General features: G+C 42.6%; 13 protein-coding genes. 9 read left to right on the forward strand and 4 right to left on the reverse strand.

The genetic code is table 11. From position 1 onward, the window contains the following. The first annotated feature begins 78 nt into the window (after positions 1-78). Together KP803_RS16330 and rimI are read left to right on the forward strand one after the other, a co-directional pair. Positions 79-483, forward strand: coding sequence for a DNA polymerase III subunit psi (locus KP803_RS16330; RefSeq protein ID WP_248009924.1), 405 nt, complete (start codon positions 79-81; stop codon positions 481-483). Positions 484-489: 6 nt separating this feature from the next. Next, positions 490-933 carry a ribosomal protein S18-alanine N-acetyltransferase gene (rimI, locus tag KP803_RS16335; RefSeq protein WP_248009925.1) on the forward strand — a complete coding sequence of 148 codons (444 nt, stop codon included), beginning with the start codon at positions 490-492 and terminating at the stop codon, positions 931-933. Positions 934-1,009: 76 nt separating this feature from the next. Here the strand turns inward: rimI and KP803_RS16340 are convergent, their stop codons facing one another. Then, a complete protein-coding gene (locus KP803_RS16340; protein ID WP_248009926.1) occupies positions 1,010-3,073 on the reverse strand; it encodes a putative bifunctional diguanylate cyclase/phosphodiesterase in 2,064 nt (687 codons plus the stop codon). A gap of 270 nt (positions 3,074-3,343) precedes the next feature. Here KP803_RS16340 and prfC point away from each other — a divergent pair, with 270 nt between their 5' ends. Continuing rightward, positions 3,344-4,933 (forward strand): peptide chain release factor 3, encoded by a 1,590-nt coding sequence (prfC, locus tag KP803_RS16345; RefSeq protein WP_248009927.1) that lies wholly within the window; start codon positions 3,344-3,346, stop codon positions 4,931-4,933. A gap of 218 nt (positions 4,934-5,151) precedes the next feature. Here prfC and srmB read toward each other — a convergent pair whose 3' ends face one another. Together srmB and KP803_RS16355 are read right to left on the reverse strand one after the other, a co-directional pair. After that, complete coding sequence (srmB, locus tag KP803_RS16350; protein ID WP_248009928.1) at positions 5,152-6,387, reverse strand: ATP-dependent RNA helicase SrmB; 1,236 nt, start codon at positions 6,385-6,387, stop codon at positions 5,152-5,154. An 89-nt stretch (positions 6,388-6,476) separates the two neighbouring features. Beyond that, positions 6,477-7,196: a tRNA1(Val) (adenine(37)-N6)-methyltransferase gene (locus tag KP803_RS16355; RefSeq protein WP_248009929.1), complete on the reverse strand. Its 720-nt coding sequence runs from the start codon at positions 7,194-7,196 to the stop codon at positions 6,477-6,479. A gap of 305 nt (positions 7,197-7,501) precedes the next feature. Here KP803_RS16355 and brnQ point away from each other — a divergent pair, with 305 nt between their 5' ends. From brnQ to KP803_RS16380, 5 genes are all read left to right on the forward strand, one after another. Then, entirely contained in the window at positions 7,502-8,818 is a 1,317-nt protein-coding gene (gene brnQ, locus KP803_RS16360) for a branched-chain amino acid transport system II carrier protein (RefSeq protein ID WP_248009930.1), read from the forward strand. A 145-nt stretch (positions 8,819-8,963) separates the two neighbouring features. Next, a protein-coding gene (gene prfB, locus KP803_RS16365) for a peptide chain release factor 2 (RefSeq protein WP_248009931.1) occupies positions 8,964-10,062 on the forward strand; the annotation gives its coding sequence in 2 pieces (ribosomal slippage) (positions 8,964-9,038 and positions 9,040-10,062; 1,098 coding nt in all). 51 nt (positions 10,063-10,113) lie between these two features. Continuing rightward, complete coding sequence (gene lysS / locus KP803_RS16370) at positions 10,114-11,631, forward strand: lysine--tRNA ligase (RefSeq protein WP_248009932.1); 1,518 nt, start codon at positions 10,114-10,116, stop codon at positions 11,629-11,631. Positions 11,632-11,981: 350 nt separating this feature from the next. Further along, on the forward strand, positions 11,982-13,319 hold the full coding sequence (gene vpsR / locus KP803_RS16375) for a sigma-54-dependent transcriptional regulator (protein ID WP_248009933.1): 1,338 nt from the start codon (positions 11,982-11,984) through the stop codon (positions 13,317-13,319). Between the two features lie 527 nt (positions 13,320-13,846). After that, complete coding sequence (locus tag KP803_RS16380) at positions 13,847-14,098, forward strand: DUF1127 domain-containing protein (protein ID WP_248009934.1); 252 nt, start codon at positions 13,847-13,849, stop codon at positions 14,096-14,098. A 36-nt stretch (positions 14,099-14,134) separates the two neighbouring features. Here KP803_RS16380 and KP803_RS16385 read toward each other — a convergent pair whose 3' ends face one another. Next, positions 14,135-15,169 (reverse strand): NADP(H)-dependent aldo-keto reductase, encoded by a 1,035-nt coding sequence (locus KP803_RS16385; RefSeq protein ID WP_248009935.1) that lies wholly within the window; start codon positions 15,167-15,169, stop codon positions 14,135-14,137. 143 nt (positions 15,170-15,312) lie between these two features. Here KP803_RS16385 and KP803_RS16390 point away from each other — a divergent pair, with 143 nt between their 5' ends. Then, positions 15,313-15,624: a DUF6482 family protein gene (locus KP803_RS16390; RefSeq protein WP_248009936.1), complete on the forward strand. Its 312-nt coding sequence runs from the start codon at positions 15,313-15,315 to the stop codon at positions 15,622-15,624. Positions 15,625-15,639: the final 15 nt, after the last annotated feature.

Below are 15,639 nucleotides of genomic sequence, written 5' to 3' on the forward strand. Positions count from 1 at the left end.
TATCTAAGTTGATTAACCGCTTCCCTTATTAATGATATTTGTTAGGATCGACGCGTTTTCTCTACTCAGGTTTCTGTCATGGCACATACCGAACTTCAATATTTACAAGAAATGGGCATCGATGCTTGGCAATTAAGTCACCCTGAGCGACTACAAGGTTTCCAAGTGGCACGGTTTAATCTACCAACCACTTGCCAATTGTTGCTTGTATCCAATGAGCTTCCAACCGGAGAGCTTGCTGTTATGTTTGAGCGTGTTTTGAAAAGTATCAAACTGGAGATCGACCAAGCTCAACATGTCTACCCAGAACAGTTATCAGCGCTAGGCGAGCACAATATCGCATGGGTTTGGTATGCTGGAGAGGACGCTCAAATGAGTGAGACTCTTTCAACAAAAAAACTGACTACGCCACTACTTTCTTCCATTAATGGTCACAATGAGCACCGAAGAGCACTTTGGCAGCAAATTTGTTCTTACGAGTAATTAACCATGTTTGAAATTATCCCGCTTAACGAATCACATACAGCGTCGGTTTATACGATAGAACGCAGTGCTCATACGCACCCTTGGTCTGAGTCTATGATTCGCGATGTAAATAGCCGTGGCGCTTGCCATCATGTCATGTTGGTGGACGATAAAGTGGTCGGGTATTTTTACGCGCAAAATATTGTTGGTGAAGTGACGTTACTCAATATTGCGGTTGCAACTGAATCTCAAGGTAAAGGCTACGGTAAAACGTTGACGGAGTTCTTCTTATCAATGTGTGAGAAAGCGAAAGCAGAGAGCGCTTGGCTTGAGGTAAGAGAGAGCAATAAGAAAGCCTATCAACTCTATGAGTCAGTCGGGTTTAATGAGCTTGATAGACGCGTTAATTATTACCCGACAGATAAAGGGAAAGAAGACGCGATTATCATGAGTTATCTGTTTTTCTAGTCGCTACACTTTAAGTGAAAGTATCTTTCAGCCACTAAGGTTGCTAACGCTCACATGGTAGTCTGATCACTTGGTCTTACTTTGGTAGCGCTTTTACTTCATGTGCTTGCTCTTCTCTTTCTGGAACTTGATAGAGGTTTTTCTCAAACCTACTCACGACTTCAGAAGCAGGCAAAGGTTTATCAAATAGGTAGCCTTGGAACTGGTCACAGCCTAATTTTTTAAGGGCGTGAAGCTCATATTGGTCTTCAACGCCTTCGGCAATTACCTCTAGATTCAATCGTCTTGCCGTCATGACTATCGTATCGACGATAGCCTGATCACTCTCATCTAAATGGAGCTTGGTGACAAATGAGCGATCAATTTTAAGCACATCAGCAGAGAGAAGCTTTAAGTAGCGTAGCGATGAGTAACCCGTCCCAAAGTCGTCAATAGAGATTTTGAGTTGATGCTCTTTTAGCATCGCCATTTTTTGAATGGCACTTTCTACATTCTCTAGTAACAGGCTTTCTGTGATCTCTAACTCAATGTGTTCTCCGGTGATCCCTGACTGGGACAACGCTTGAGTGATATGATCAACAAATGAGTCTTTTGAAAACTGCAGAGGGCTTATGTTGATGGCTAAGCGACGAAAAGTCGGAGGTAGTACACCTTGCTCCTTCCATTGAGAGTACTGATAACAAGCCTGCTCTATGATCCAATCCCCAATAGGAAGAATTTGCCCCGTCTCTTCTGCAATAGGCATGAATACCCCAGGTGGCAATAGACCTCTTTCTGGGTGATTCCAGCGTATCAGCGCTTCTACTCCCACAATCTGATGTTTTTCGTTAATTTGTGGTTGATAGTAGAGCTCAAGCTGATCGCTGTTTAATGCCTCATGAAGCCCTTTCTCAATTGCTAAAAATGATTCAACTTGTGCCTGCATTTCAGGCTCGTAAAACATGTAATTATTTCTACCTGCGCTCTTGGCTCTATATAAAGCTGTATCGGCTTGTCGAAGCACATCGATATTGGTTGCGCCGACGGATGGGAACACAGAAATGCCAATGGTTACGGTGCAGTAAAGTTGGTGTTCATCAATAGAGTAGGGGTTAGAAATCAGAGCGAGAAGCTGCTTAGCAATGTTACCTGCGTCATCGCTCGCTATTTCTGGAATAAGTACCGCAAATTCATCGCCGCCAATTCGGGCTGCGATATGTTCTTTTTGTAACCAGGATTCAATTCGACCTGAAATGGCTTTAAGTAGATTATCGCCAATCGTATGCCCTAACGAGTCATTAATGGTTTTAAAGCGGTCTAAATCTAAGTAGAACAGCACCCCTGTAGAGTGAGATTGATGAGCGTTCTCTATATATTCACTAAGTGTTTGTAATAACAATGCTCGGTTCGCTAATCCAGTCAGCGTATCGTAATAGGCGAGTCGATTTAACTGAGCTTCAGCCTCTTCTCGTTGCTGCCATAAGTTATGAAATGAAATCGCAAGCTCTCCCAACTCGTCGTGGTGTTTTTGTACTGGAATAGGGACAGATTTTTGTTTGTCTTGCAGTGATTTTACCCATGTAATTAAGGTGACAATCGGCTTAGAAAGCTTGTAATAGAAGAATGCCAGTAAGATGGTAGTCAACAGTATATTTCGAATTAAATCAAACAGAATAGCCTGTGTCATTTTAGTGAGAAAGTTCTGCGCAATGTTAGTTCCATTAACACTAAAACTGAGCTCTCCAACGATGAGTTTAGAGTTAGGTTGATGCAGCTCTGCTTTATAAATAGGTGCGGTAGGGGTTAAGTAGTCCGATAGAATTCGAATAAACGAGCTTTGTGACTCAATCTGTCTCTCATTTTGAGTGAGGGTATCACCAAAATCATCGATGATTTTTACTTTATAAATAGCATTATCCATCATTAGGCTTGAGGCGACTTGCTCTGCAAGTAGATGGTTTAAGTGGTAGGCGGCCTGACTAGCATTTGAGTAGTTTTGTAGAAGCTTAAACTGGTAGTGTTCTTCAATTCGTTTTTGTTCGTTATGTAGGTCGACTAAAATATGATAAAAACTAAAAATCAGTCCTAGTATGACTGATACTAGAAACACTGTTTTTGCTTGGCGAAATGCGAGAGAGTTTATTTTCTTGGATTTATACATAGTTACTTTTTAGGCTCATACATCATTACTTTTGGATTCTTGAAGTTACTTTTCATTTTGATATAGCCGATTAAGCTTCTTCCACTTACTTAGTTATAGCCCATAATCGTCGATAAATTAATAACAAAGCCAATTGATTAGAATTAATCGGGCTTTAGTTGCTCCTAAGGCAAATATAAGGGAGAATATCGCGCAAAATTGAATCGAATTGCTAGCTCGGCACTGTTTTGTTGTCATCCATAGCTCGCTAGCCCAAAAGAAGACCTTTTCATGTCAAATACTCCATTTATTGGTGAAGTTTCTAAACGTAGAACGTTCGCTATCATATCTCACCCGGATGCGGGTAAAACCACCATTACTGAGAAAGTACTGTTATTCGGAAACGCGATTCAAAAAGCGGGAACGGTTAAAGGTCGTGGCTCTAATCAGCATGCTAAGTCAGATTGGATGGAGATGGAAAAAGAGCGTGGTATCTCAGTAACCACGTCTGTGATGCAGTTCCCTTACAATGATTGCCTCGTTAACTTACTTGATACTCCTGGACACGAAGACTTCTCAGAAGATACGTACCGTACATTAACGGCTGTTGACTCTTGTTTGATGGTTATCGATGCCGCAAAAGGTGTCGAAGATCGTACCCGTAAGCTAATGGAAGTTACCCGCTTACGCGATACACCTATTGTTACCTTTATGAACAAGCTAGACCGTGATGTTCGTGATCCAATGGAAGTATTGGATGAAGTGGAAAGCGAGCTAGGAATGGCTTGTGCACCGATTTCATGGCCAATTGGTTGCGGTAAAGAGTTTAAAGGTGTGTACCACATTCATCGTGATGAGACGATTTTGTATGAATCTGGTCATGGGCATGAAATTCAAGAAGTTCGCACGATTAAAGGGCTAGATAACCCTGAACTAGATGACGCAGTTGGTGCAGATTTAGCAGAAAGTGTTCGCGAAGAGATTGAGCTAGTTATGGGGGCATGCCCAGAGTTTGACCAAGAACTCTTCTTAGCGGGTGAGCTAACACCTGTTTACTTCGGTACCGCATTGGGTAACTTTGGTGTTGACCACATGCTTGATGGTCTGACTGAGTGGGCTCCTGGTCCTCAAGCTCGCCAAGCCAATGAGCGTGAAGTCGTCGCAACAGAAGAGAAATTCTCTGGCTTTGTGTTTAAGATCCAAGCAAATATGGACCCTAAACACCGTGACCGTATTGCCTTTATGAGAATCGTATCGGGTACTTATAGCCAAGGTATGAAGATGAATCATGTTCGTACCGGTAAGAGCGTGAGTATTTCAGATGCAGTTACTTTTATGGCAGGTGATCGTTCTCGTGCCGAAAAAGCGTACGCGGGTGACATCATCGGTCTGCATAACCATGGTAAGATCCAAATTGGTGATACCTTTACTCAAGGTGAAAACCTGAAATTCTCTGGTATTCCAAACTTTGCACCTGAGCTGTTCCGTCGTATTCGTCTGCGTGATCCACTAAAACAGAAGCAGCTACTAAAAGGTCTGGTACAGTTATCTGAAGAGGGCGCAGTACAAGTATTCCGTCCGCTGCAAAATAACGATTTGATTGTTGGTGCGGTAGGTGTTCTACAGTTTGATGTAGTTGTGGCTCGTTTGAAGTCTGAGTATAACGTTGAAGCGATATACGAAAGTGTGAATGTTGCAACGGCTCGTTGGGTTGAATGTGACGATGACAAGAAGCTTGAAGAGTTTAAGCGTAAGAGCCAAGCAAACTTAGCGCTTGATGGCGGTGATAACCTTTCTTATGTTGCTCCAACGATGGTGAACTTGAATCTAGCGAAAGAGCGTTTTCCAGAGGTTGAGTTCCGTGCGACTCGCGAACACTAATACTCTTCATATTTGAAGCTCTAGCTGCGTTAGCTTCACTCATCCGCCCCAGTTACATAGTTTACTATGCTCCCGGGGCCGGATTCGCTTGTTGCCTTGCTAGAACTCCAACTATTTTGAGTAACAGTGCTCAGGTCTGAATTTAAGCTTGTTATAGATACAAAAATGCCGCTGTTTATTAATAAACAGCGGCATTTTTTATTTATCGAAAGAGGTGCTTACTTCTTCTTGGTGCTCTTTTTCTTAGCGACCTTTTTCTTTGCATCTTTCTTTTTCACGTCTTTCTTTTTTTTCTTTGTAGACGCTTTTTTGTGTTGTGGACGCATCTCTTTAATAAAGCGTTCTTTTATCTCTTCGTCAATGTAGCGAGCAACGCGCTCAAGCATAGCTTGGTCATGTGCTTCTACAATAGAGAGAGCATTACCTTTCTTACCAGCACGAGCAGTACGACCGATTCGGTGCAAGTAAACATCTGCTGAGCGAGGCATATCGTAGTTAATAACGTGGCTCACATCAGGAAGGTCGATACCACGAGCCGCGACATCAGTTGCTAGTAATACATTCACCGTTCCATCGCGGAAACGTTCAATCGCGTTATTACGACGATCTTGTGGCATTTCACCTTGGATCCAAGCACAAGGGATCTGCGCTTTTTCCAACTCAATACGCAGGTCTGCTAAACGCTCACGTGTTTTTAAGAAGACAATTGAACGCTCTGCTTGTTCTGTGAGGATCTTTTTAAGCAGTGCCAGTTTGTGGTCCATGCTATCAGCACGGTGATACCATTGCGTAATCTTTTTGCGCTCACGGCGAGATGGCTCTGCAGATACTTCTGCTGGGTTTTTAAGAAGGTCAGCAGTAAAACCTTCAACACCACGGCCTTCAAGCGTTGCAGAAAACAGCAGTGTCTGTTTACGCCAGCGGCATTCAGCAGCAAGACGGTCGACGACAGGAGCAAAACCCATATCCAACATACGGTCAGCTTCATCCAGGATCAACCACTCAATGGCACGACAATCAAAACGCTCTGACTCAATGTATTCCATTAAGCGGCCTGGCGTTGCGACCACGATATCTTGAGTCGTTGCCAAAATATCAGCGTGCTCTTGGTATTGAACACCACCTGTAATAGTAAATACGTTCAAGCGAGTATTTTTTGCTAACGCTCGAGCTTGATCCGCGACTTGCATCGCAAGCTCACGAGTTGGCGTTAGGATCAGCACTCGGGCAGGCCCTGGCTTCTTACGCGGGAAATCTAATAAGTATTGCAGTGCTGGAATAGCAAATGCAGCCGTTTTACCTGTTCCAGTCGGCGCTGAGGCAAGAATATCTTTACCGTCCAAAGCTTGTGGGATTGCATCTTCTTGAATTTGCGTTGGGCGCTCAAACCCCAGCTCTTCAATTGCTGCAATAAGGGTATCATCTAGATCAAGGTCAGCAAAAGTTCTGATCACTGTAGTATCTCCACAAGCCAATGGGCGTGTTAGGCAAAAATTAGGTCGGGTATTATAGAGGTAATAGTGATTATGATCACATGGTATTTCTACATCTTGAGATAAAAGTTGCTAGTTAATGTACAAAATGCATCGCTGTACTGGCCATTCTCATGGATAACCAGTTGAGTTTCTTCTTTTTCACATTCTACTTTACTTAATTCTATCAATAACCTAGATGTCGCTTTCTTGTCAGTAGGCTTGATATAACAAAGTCGGCTAACGTGCCAGTTCTGCTCTTTTGCGAGCTTAATAAATTGTTGCCCTTCATATAAAGGTAAGATAAAGCTTGCTGTCGAGCGCTCTGCTGTTAGAGCAAAACATTGTTTAAGTAGCTGTTGATGATCAAGCGTATCTGTATGTCTTGCAGTCGCTCTCTGAACGCGTTGAGACTGCTCGCCTGAGTTAAAATAAGGGGGATTACAGATAATGCCGTCAAACAGTGTGTTGAAGACTTGTTTTAGGATATCCCCTTTAACCAGTTCAATACGATCCCCCCAGTTAGATTGCTGGAAGTTGCGCTGAGCACTCTCTATGGCATGTTGATCAATATCGATTGCGGTAATGGTTAATGTCGAACTTCTTTGGGCGGCCATTAAGCTCAATAGCCCGGTTCCGGTTCCTATATCAAGTAGGGTTTTCATCGCTGAAATTTGACTCCATGCACCCAATAAAACACCGTCTGTGCTTACTGGCATACCTGACTCTCCACCGTAAATGGAAAACTGCTTAAATTTGAAGTCTTTAGTTTTTGACGTGCTACTCTTCATGATTATTTTGTTTTTTAACTCTCTATTAGTAAAACCATCTATTGTTAATTAAATGTATGGTGCTTTACGCTGTTGGTTTTTATTTTGTAGTCAAAATGATCTCATTTATGTTCTATATTTTGTTTGCGTTATGGTGTTATTCACTGCCTACCTGTTAAAAAGGCAGTTGATTATTGTGTTTTTTTATTGAAGGTTGCGAATTGATAAGTGTTTCGTCATTATGCGCGACCAAATTAAAGCGTATTGTGCTAATTAGCAGAAATATGCAAATACAATATTGTTCAACAATCTAGTAAGGGTTAGCTGTGAAGCAGACTTTAAAATTAACAGACATTATAGCCGTTGGCTTCATGCTATTCGCTTTTTTCTTAGGGGCAGGCAACATTATTTTTCCACCACTGGCGGGTCAGCTAGCAGGCGATAACTTGATGCCAGCGATGTTCGGTTTCCTACTGACCGCTGTTGGCTTACCACTAATTACGATTGTTGCTGTAGCAAAAGCAGGTGGTACATGGGAGCACTTAACCAAAGATCTTCCTCTACGCGCTGCAACGGTTATTGCTGTTCTTATTTTTATCATCATCGGTCCTGCTTTTGCTGCCCCTCGTACAGGCCTTGTGGCTTATGAGATGGCAATTCGTCCATTTTTAACTGATGCTGGTCAATCTAGTTTAGCGCTGTTCTCTATTGCGTTCTTTGCAACGGCAATGTTCTTTGCATGGTCACAAGGTCGTTTGATTGATGTGATTGGTAAGGTGCTAACGCCGGTTCTATTTATCGGTCTTATTATCTTAGCGATAGCGGTTTTTGTTGACCCACAAGGCGAGATGATTGCAGCGCAAGGTGACTACGCTACTCAACCATTAACCAAAGGGTTCTTGGAAGGCTACAACACCATGGACACATTTGGTTCTTTGATGTTCGGTATGCTGATTGTTGATGCTCTACGTAGTAAGGGTATTACGGAACGTAGCGCGACGGCTAAGTATCTCGTAAGCGCGGCTTGTATCGCTGCGGCTGGTTTAGCCTTTGTTTATATTTCACTGTTCTACTTAGGTGCGACGAGCGCGGTAGTGGCTGCTGGCGCCGATAATGGTGGTGTGGTGTTGAGCCTTTACGTGCAAGCATTGTTTGGCCCGTACGGTCAGCTAGTATTGTCTGTGATTGTTCTGCTAGCGTGTCTAACAACTGCTATTGGTCTTATCTCTGCGTGTTCTGATTATTTTAGTTCTCTTACGTCACTCTCCTATAAGAAGTGGGTACTTATCATTGGTACTATTTGTGCGACTGTTGCTAATGTTGGTCTATCTCAGCTGATCACGCTGTCTGTACCTGTACTGTTTGCTCTCTACCCAGTAGCGATTGCACTAGTTGCTCTTACCTTTGTGCGTGATAGATTGCCAAATCCAAAGACTGCTTACCGTGTTGTGGTTCTTGTGGCGCTTATTTTTGCCCTAATTGACGCGGCAAAAGTTGCAGGTATTGATGTTTCTGCACTGAATATGCTGCCGCTGTTTGAGATTGGTATGGGGTGGTTATTACCAACATTTGCTTCGATGGTATGTATGTTCTTTATCGGTAAACCGAGTGAGCAAGAACTGGTAGAAGATACGGCGTCTTAACGCATACATTTCTAGCATATTGAATAGAGGCTGATGGAAACATCGGCCTTTTTTATTTTTAGAACAAACCGTTTTTTTCTGTATCTTCGTCACATTTTTGAGTAAACTTCTTCGGTTAAATTCTACTCATAGACGATGAGCTAAAATGTTTGAAATCAATCCTATTAAATACCGTCTCCAGGATGTGTCAGAGCGCACAAATATCCTGAGGGGGTACCTTTGACTATGACGCGAGAAAAGAGCGTCTAGAAGAAGTTAATGCAGAATTAGAGCAACCTGATGTTTGGAACGAGCCTGAACGCGCACAAGCGTTGGGTAAAGAGCGTGCATCACTTGAAGCGATAGTTGAAACAATCGATTTACTTGACCAGGGTGTTGAGGATGTCGATGGTTTACTTGAGCTAGCTGTTGAAGAAGGTGACCAAGAAACGTTTGACGAAATTGAACCAGAATTAGCCGAACTTGAAGCTAAGCTAGGCAAACTTGAGTTCCGTCGTATGTTTTCTGGCGATCATGATGCTTCAGATTGCTACATCGATTTACAGTCTGGTTCTGGTGGTACAGAAGCGCAAGATTGGACGTCAATGATGCTCCGTATGTATTTACGTTGGGCGGAAGCGAAAGGCTTCAAAACTGAAGTAATCGAAGTATCTGATGGTGATGTTGCTGGCTTGAAAGGCGCAACGATTCGCATCTCTGGCGAGTATGCTTACGGGTGGCTACGTACAGAAACTGGTGTACACCGTTTGGTTCGTAAATCTCCGTTTGATTCCAGTGGTCGTCGCCATACTTCATTTGCATCTGCATTTATCTACCCAGAGATTGATGACAACATTACGATCGACATTAACCCTTCTGATTTACGCATTGATGTTTACCGAGCCTCAGGCGCGGGTGGTCAGCACGTAAACACGACTGAATCTGCGGTACGTATTACCCACGTACCAACCAATACAGTGGTGCAATGTCAGAATGATCGTTCTCAGCACAAGAACAAAGATCAAGCAATGAAGCAGCTACGAGCTAAGCTTTTTGAGCTTGAGATCCAAAAGCAGAATGCTGAGAAACAAGCGAGTGAAGAAACAAAATCAGACATAGGTTGGGGCAGTCAGATCCGCTCTTATGTGCTCGATGATTCTCGCATTAAAGATTTACGTACCGGCGTTGAAAACCGCAATACTCAAGCGGTTCTCGACGGTGACTTAGATAAATTTATTGAAGCTAGTCTGAAATCAGGCCTTTAATTTTTTCACCGACAACTATTGTCCAAAAAGATAAAACAGGAAACATCGAAAATGACTGATGCTGTTAACCAAGACAACCAACAAGAAGAGAATAAACTGATTGCTGAGCGTCGTAGCAAACTGGATCATATCCGTAAAAGCTGTAAATCAAACGGTCACCCAAACGATTTCCGTCGTGACAGCCTTGCTGGTGATCTACAAGCTGAGTTCGGTGAAAAGAGCAAAGAAGAGCTAGAAGAGTTGAACCACATTGTTGCGATCGCTGGTCGTGTCATGGCGAAACGTGGTCCATTTCTTGCGATTCAAGAAACGTCTGGCCGTATCCAAGCATACGCAGCGAAAGACGTTCAAAAAGTACTGAAAGAGCAGTATCAAGGCCTAGATATCGGTGACATCATCGGTGTTAAAGGGGCGCTTCACAAATCAGGTAAAGGCGATCTTTACGTGAACATGGAAGAGTTTGAACTGCTAACCAAAGCACTTCGCCCTCTACCAGAGAAGTTCCACGGTCTAACTGACCAAGAGATGCGTTACCGTCAGCGTTACGTTGACTTAATCGTGAACGAAGATTCTCGCAATGCATTCATCGTGCGTTCTAAGCTTGTCTCTTCAATCCGTAACTTCATGAGCTCAAAAGGCTACCTAGAAGTTGAAACGCCAATGATGCACGTAATTCCAGGTGGTGCAACTGCGCGCCCATTCATCACTCACCACAATGCACTAGATATCGACATGTACCTACGTGTTGCACCTGAGCTTTACCTTAAGCGTCTAGTGGTTGGTGGTTTTGATCGTGTATTCGAGATCAACCGTAACTTCCGCAACGAAGGTCTGTCTCCACGTCACAACCCAGAATTCACAATGATGGAATTCTATCAAGCGTATTCTGACTACAAAGATCTTATGGATCTGACTGAAGAGATGCTAAGCACGGCAGCAATGGACGTTCTTGGTTCAACTTCTATGCCTTACGGTGATGAAACCGTTGAGTTCGGTGGCACTTACGCTCGCCTGAGCATGTTTGATGCAATCAAACAGTACAACCCTGAACACGCTGAAATTCAAGCGCTCACAGAAGCAGATTTACAAGACCGTGAGAAGATGGTGGCTATCGCTAAATCTGTGCACGTAGACGTAGAAACGTTCTGGACATGTGGTCAGCTTCTTGAAGAGATCTTTGGTGAAACGGCTGAGCCTCAACTAATTCAACCAACATTCATCACTGGCTACCCAGCGGACATCTCTCCTCTAGCCCGTCGTAGTGATGACAACCCGTTCTTCACTGACCGTTTTGAGTTCTTCATCGGCGGCCGTGAAGTCGCGAATGGCTTCTCTGAGCTTAATGATGCACAAGATCAAGACGAGCGTTTCAAAGCGCAAGTTAACGCGAAAGACGCGGGTGATGATGAAGCAATGTACTACGATGCTGATTACATTACGGCTCTTGAGCACGGCCTACCGCCAACAGCGGGTCAAGGTATCGGTATTGACCGTCTAGCAATGCTATTTACAAACACGCACACAATCCGTGACGTGATTTTGTTCCCAGCAATGCGTCCTCAAGCATAGAGCTGTAACCTAGGAGCGAGTCTCCTAATTAGAGCCATTATTAAAAGCCACCTTCGGGTGGTTTTTTTGTTTTTGATGTTCATCGCAATAAACGATTGATGCTATGTGTTGTGAGTGTAGTTTTATATGGTTTTTTAATGTATTTTGAAGAAATAGTTGCAAGGGTGATTATTCGCGTCCTAGTCTTAGTATTGAGACAGATTATCTCGGCAAGTCTCGATAGTGTAACGGTAGACGTAGTTTGGTTCGCATTGCTTTGGTATACAAATACTTCATGTTTATCACCTAGCTTTGACGTAAACCACGGACTTTACAGCTATAAATAAGAAATCAATATAAGGAACATAGTAATGGGTAGTCAATTCCGCATGGATTCTGTCCCAGGTTCACTTGTCGTTGTTGGTGGGACATACGAACCTTGGCTTTCAGTGTTGGAGCAAGTTGGTTGGCGTTGCACGTTATGCGCTGATCTACGTAAGGCTGATACACTTTTCAGTGAAACAGGGCCATGTATTGGTATTGTAGATTTAAGTCACGATGAATTTAGCCTCAATGGTATCGCTAATTTAGTGAGCAAGCATAAGCAAGTTCGTTGGCTTGCGTTCATACGAGAGTCTCAACTCAGTTCAGATACCATTTGCCAGTTTATCGTCAACTTCTGTATTGATTTCTTCACCTCTCCGATTCCAGATGCACAACTCTTAAGCACGATTGGGCATCAGCTTGGTATGCTGAAACTTGAGAAGAAAGTATGGCCTAACTATGGTTCGTCTAATGATATGGGCTTGATCGGTGAGTCCATTCCAATGAAGCGTCTGCGTGATCAAATTAAGCGTATTGGCCCAACAGATGTTTCCATTCTTATTTATGGTGAAAGTGGTACAGGAAAAGAAACTGTTGCTAAAGCGATCCATAAAACCTCAGCGCGTTCACAAAAAGAGTTTATATCGGTTAACTGTCGAGCTATGTCGGAAAGGCGTATAGAGTGCGATCTCTTTGGAATAGATCAAGAGGACAGTACTCAAGTTTCTATGTTAGAAAAAGCGGATGGTGGGACAATTCTTCTCAACGATATTTTGACATTGCCGAAGAGTCAGCAGCTCAATCTATTACGCTTTCTACAAGAAGGCGTTGTTGATACTCAGAAAGGGCAAAAAGAGGTGGATGTTCGAATATTAGCCGCTAACTCTTCTGATATAGAAAAAGCGCTGATTGATGGTGACTTTAACGAGGAGCTCTATCATTACATTAATGTTCTAAGAATTAATGTACCGAGTATGAAAGAGCGAGCCGGAGATGTGGCTATTTTGGCGCGTCACTTTTTACAAGAGTACTCAAAAGAGTTTAACGCTCAAGCGCGTAGCTTTTCTGAAGACGCAATACGAGATTTAACTCGCTACCATTGGCCTGGAAATATTCGAGAGCTGATGAACCAAATAAAGCGCATCGTATTGATGTCTGATAACGTTATGATTAATGAAGAGCAGCTAGAGCTTCCTAAGCGTAATGATAGCCGACGTAGTCTCAAGAGTATTCGTGAACGCAGTGAACGAGACGCTCTACTTCTGGTGCTTGAGTCTCATTCAGGGCAAGTATCAATTGCAGCAAAAGAGCTCGGCGTATCTAGGGCAACAATGTATCGACTGTTAAATAAACATAATCTCATTACTGAAGATGCAATGAGTTAATCATAGAAATGTCATTATAAGTAATGTAATTACAATGACCTACAGAAACCATGCCAATTGCGCATGGTTTTTTATACCAATTATTATCTCGATATAAACCTATAGATAGTGTAAATATGTCGTTATTGAAATGTTGAAGGAATGAAACTAGATGAATGAATTGTTTTTTGCTTATTTTATAAACGACGGTTGAATTATCATCTCATTTGCATAGAATTTAACCGTGAACAGTCGTTTCACACCACACATTTTTTGGATTTATTATTTAGTTAGGAGGTACAGATGAAACATTTATCAATCAATCATTTTGTTTGTATTTCTATCGATAAACCGATGGCGAAAGCCATAGACGCCACTTGTTTTAAGATGGCCTTCGATCGAACCAAATCAACTAAGTAACGAATCCGTAACCTTGTTTTGGCTGCGGGTAAATAGCAGCACAAACAGGGAACCCTTTTGATACTTTCCCCTGCTATTTCCCCCAGTTATTAAACATAGATTTATCGTTAATAATCTGGAGAACAATTATGCGTCATTCAATTTATCTAAAACTTGCTACTTTACTTGTCCGAGCTGATCTTCGTCGCGAAGAGCAAGAGTGGAAACGAAAACTGCGTCGTAGTGCTTATGAAATACCTTGGGAAAATACTCACTTATTGCGTGATATTGGACTAGAGGTCGATGGTCGACCTATTGGGTTTACTGAGCCTGAAGCAGTAAAAGCGGAGCGTCGTGTTCGTCATCTTCGCCGAGTTTTAAGCGCGCGAATACCAACGTAGCGGGTGGGGTAGGCTCTTCACCTACCCCGAATAACCCTAAGGGCAAGGGTTGGAATATGTCGTACCAACCCTTTGTATTTCTTGAAGTAATTCATCACTTAAAACGACATCTAGACTATCAATATTCATTTTTAACTGTTCGAGATTTGTTGCACCGATAATATTTGATCCAACAAATGGTCTTTGATTTACGTAAGCAAGAGCCATTTGTGCAGGGTCGAGTGAATACTTATTGGCAAGTGCCACGTACTCTTGAGTTGCAGCTATTCCTTGTGGAGTAAAGTAGCGGACGAAGCGTTCAAACAAAGTACAGCGAGCATCTTTGGGTTTTTGATTATTTAGATACTTTCCACTTAAACAGCCAAAAGCCAATGGCGAGTAGGCAAGTAACTTAACCCCTTCATAATGACTGATCTCAGATAACCCAACTTCAAAACTGCGGTTAAGTAAATTATAAGGGTTTTGTATCGATACTATTCGAGGTAAGTCATGTTTCTCTGCCAGTCTAAGCAAGCTCATCACTCCCCAAGGCGTTTCATTTGAGACACCGATATATCGAATCTTCCCCGCTTTGACGAGATCACTCATCGCTTCCAGTGTTTCTATAAGCGTGACTTCTTCATGGTCTGAGAATTCTGGATAATTTAGCTGACCAAAGCAGTTCGTTTTACGCTGAGGCCAGTGCAGTTGATAAAGGTCGACATAATCTGTTTTAAGGCGCTTAAGGCTCTCATCAATGGCGAGATGAATATTACGTCGATCAAGGCTCATATTCTCTCGAATATAAGGGACGTTTCGAGGGCCTGCGACTTTTGTAGCCAGGATTACTTTCTCTCTTTTAGATGACTTTTCTAACCAAGAGCCTATATAACTTTCCGTTAATCCTTGAGTGTTCGCTTTGGGAGGAACAGGGTACATTTCGGCGGTATCGATAAAATTTACGCCCCTTTCTAGAGCGTAATCCAATTGGTTTGCAGCATCGGATTGGCTATTTTGCTCACCAAAAGTCATGGTACCTAAGCAAATTTTACTCACTTCTAAAGTTGAGTGTGGCAACTTGGTATATTGCATTTTACTTCCTTGTCTGTTTTCTCTCTGTCTCCCAATATATGTGAATTGAAGCTAGGTTCAAATATATTGGGACACGAATTCGCAAAAGTGGTGTCTTTGTCTAGAATCATTAATGGAGTATTGAATAGTAAATGGAGTTACTAATGCAGAAAAGACAACTAGATAAATGGATTCATGGCTTTCACAAAGCGTCTTATAAAACACCTAAAGTGTTTGTTATTGGCTGCTCTGATCTTTCTCAATATCAGATAGCAGTGGAATATAAGCATAAAGTTGAACCTATAAAGGTTGATGAAGAGCCCATCCATTTTGACTCGTTAGAGAGGGTAAAAGAGGAGTTGGTAAGGCTAGGCATAGATAAGGCCTATCTACGCCTACATAACGCTTATGATGAGTTTGGAAACGAGGGGAACCAACGATACAGTGATGAAGAGCTTTGCTTGGCGATACATTAGTGAGTTGAGATGAGT

The sequence above is a fragment of the Vibrio amylolyticus genome (assembly GCF_023145695.1).
Classification (GTDB): domain Bacteria; phylum Pseudomonadota; class Gammaproteobacteria; order Enterobacterales; family Vibrionaceae; genus Vibrio; species Vibrio amylolyticus.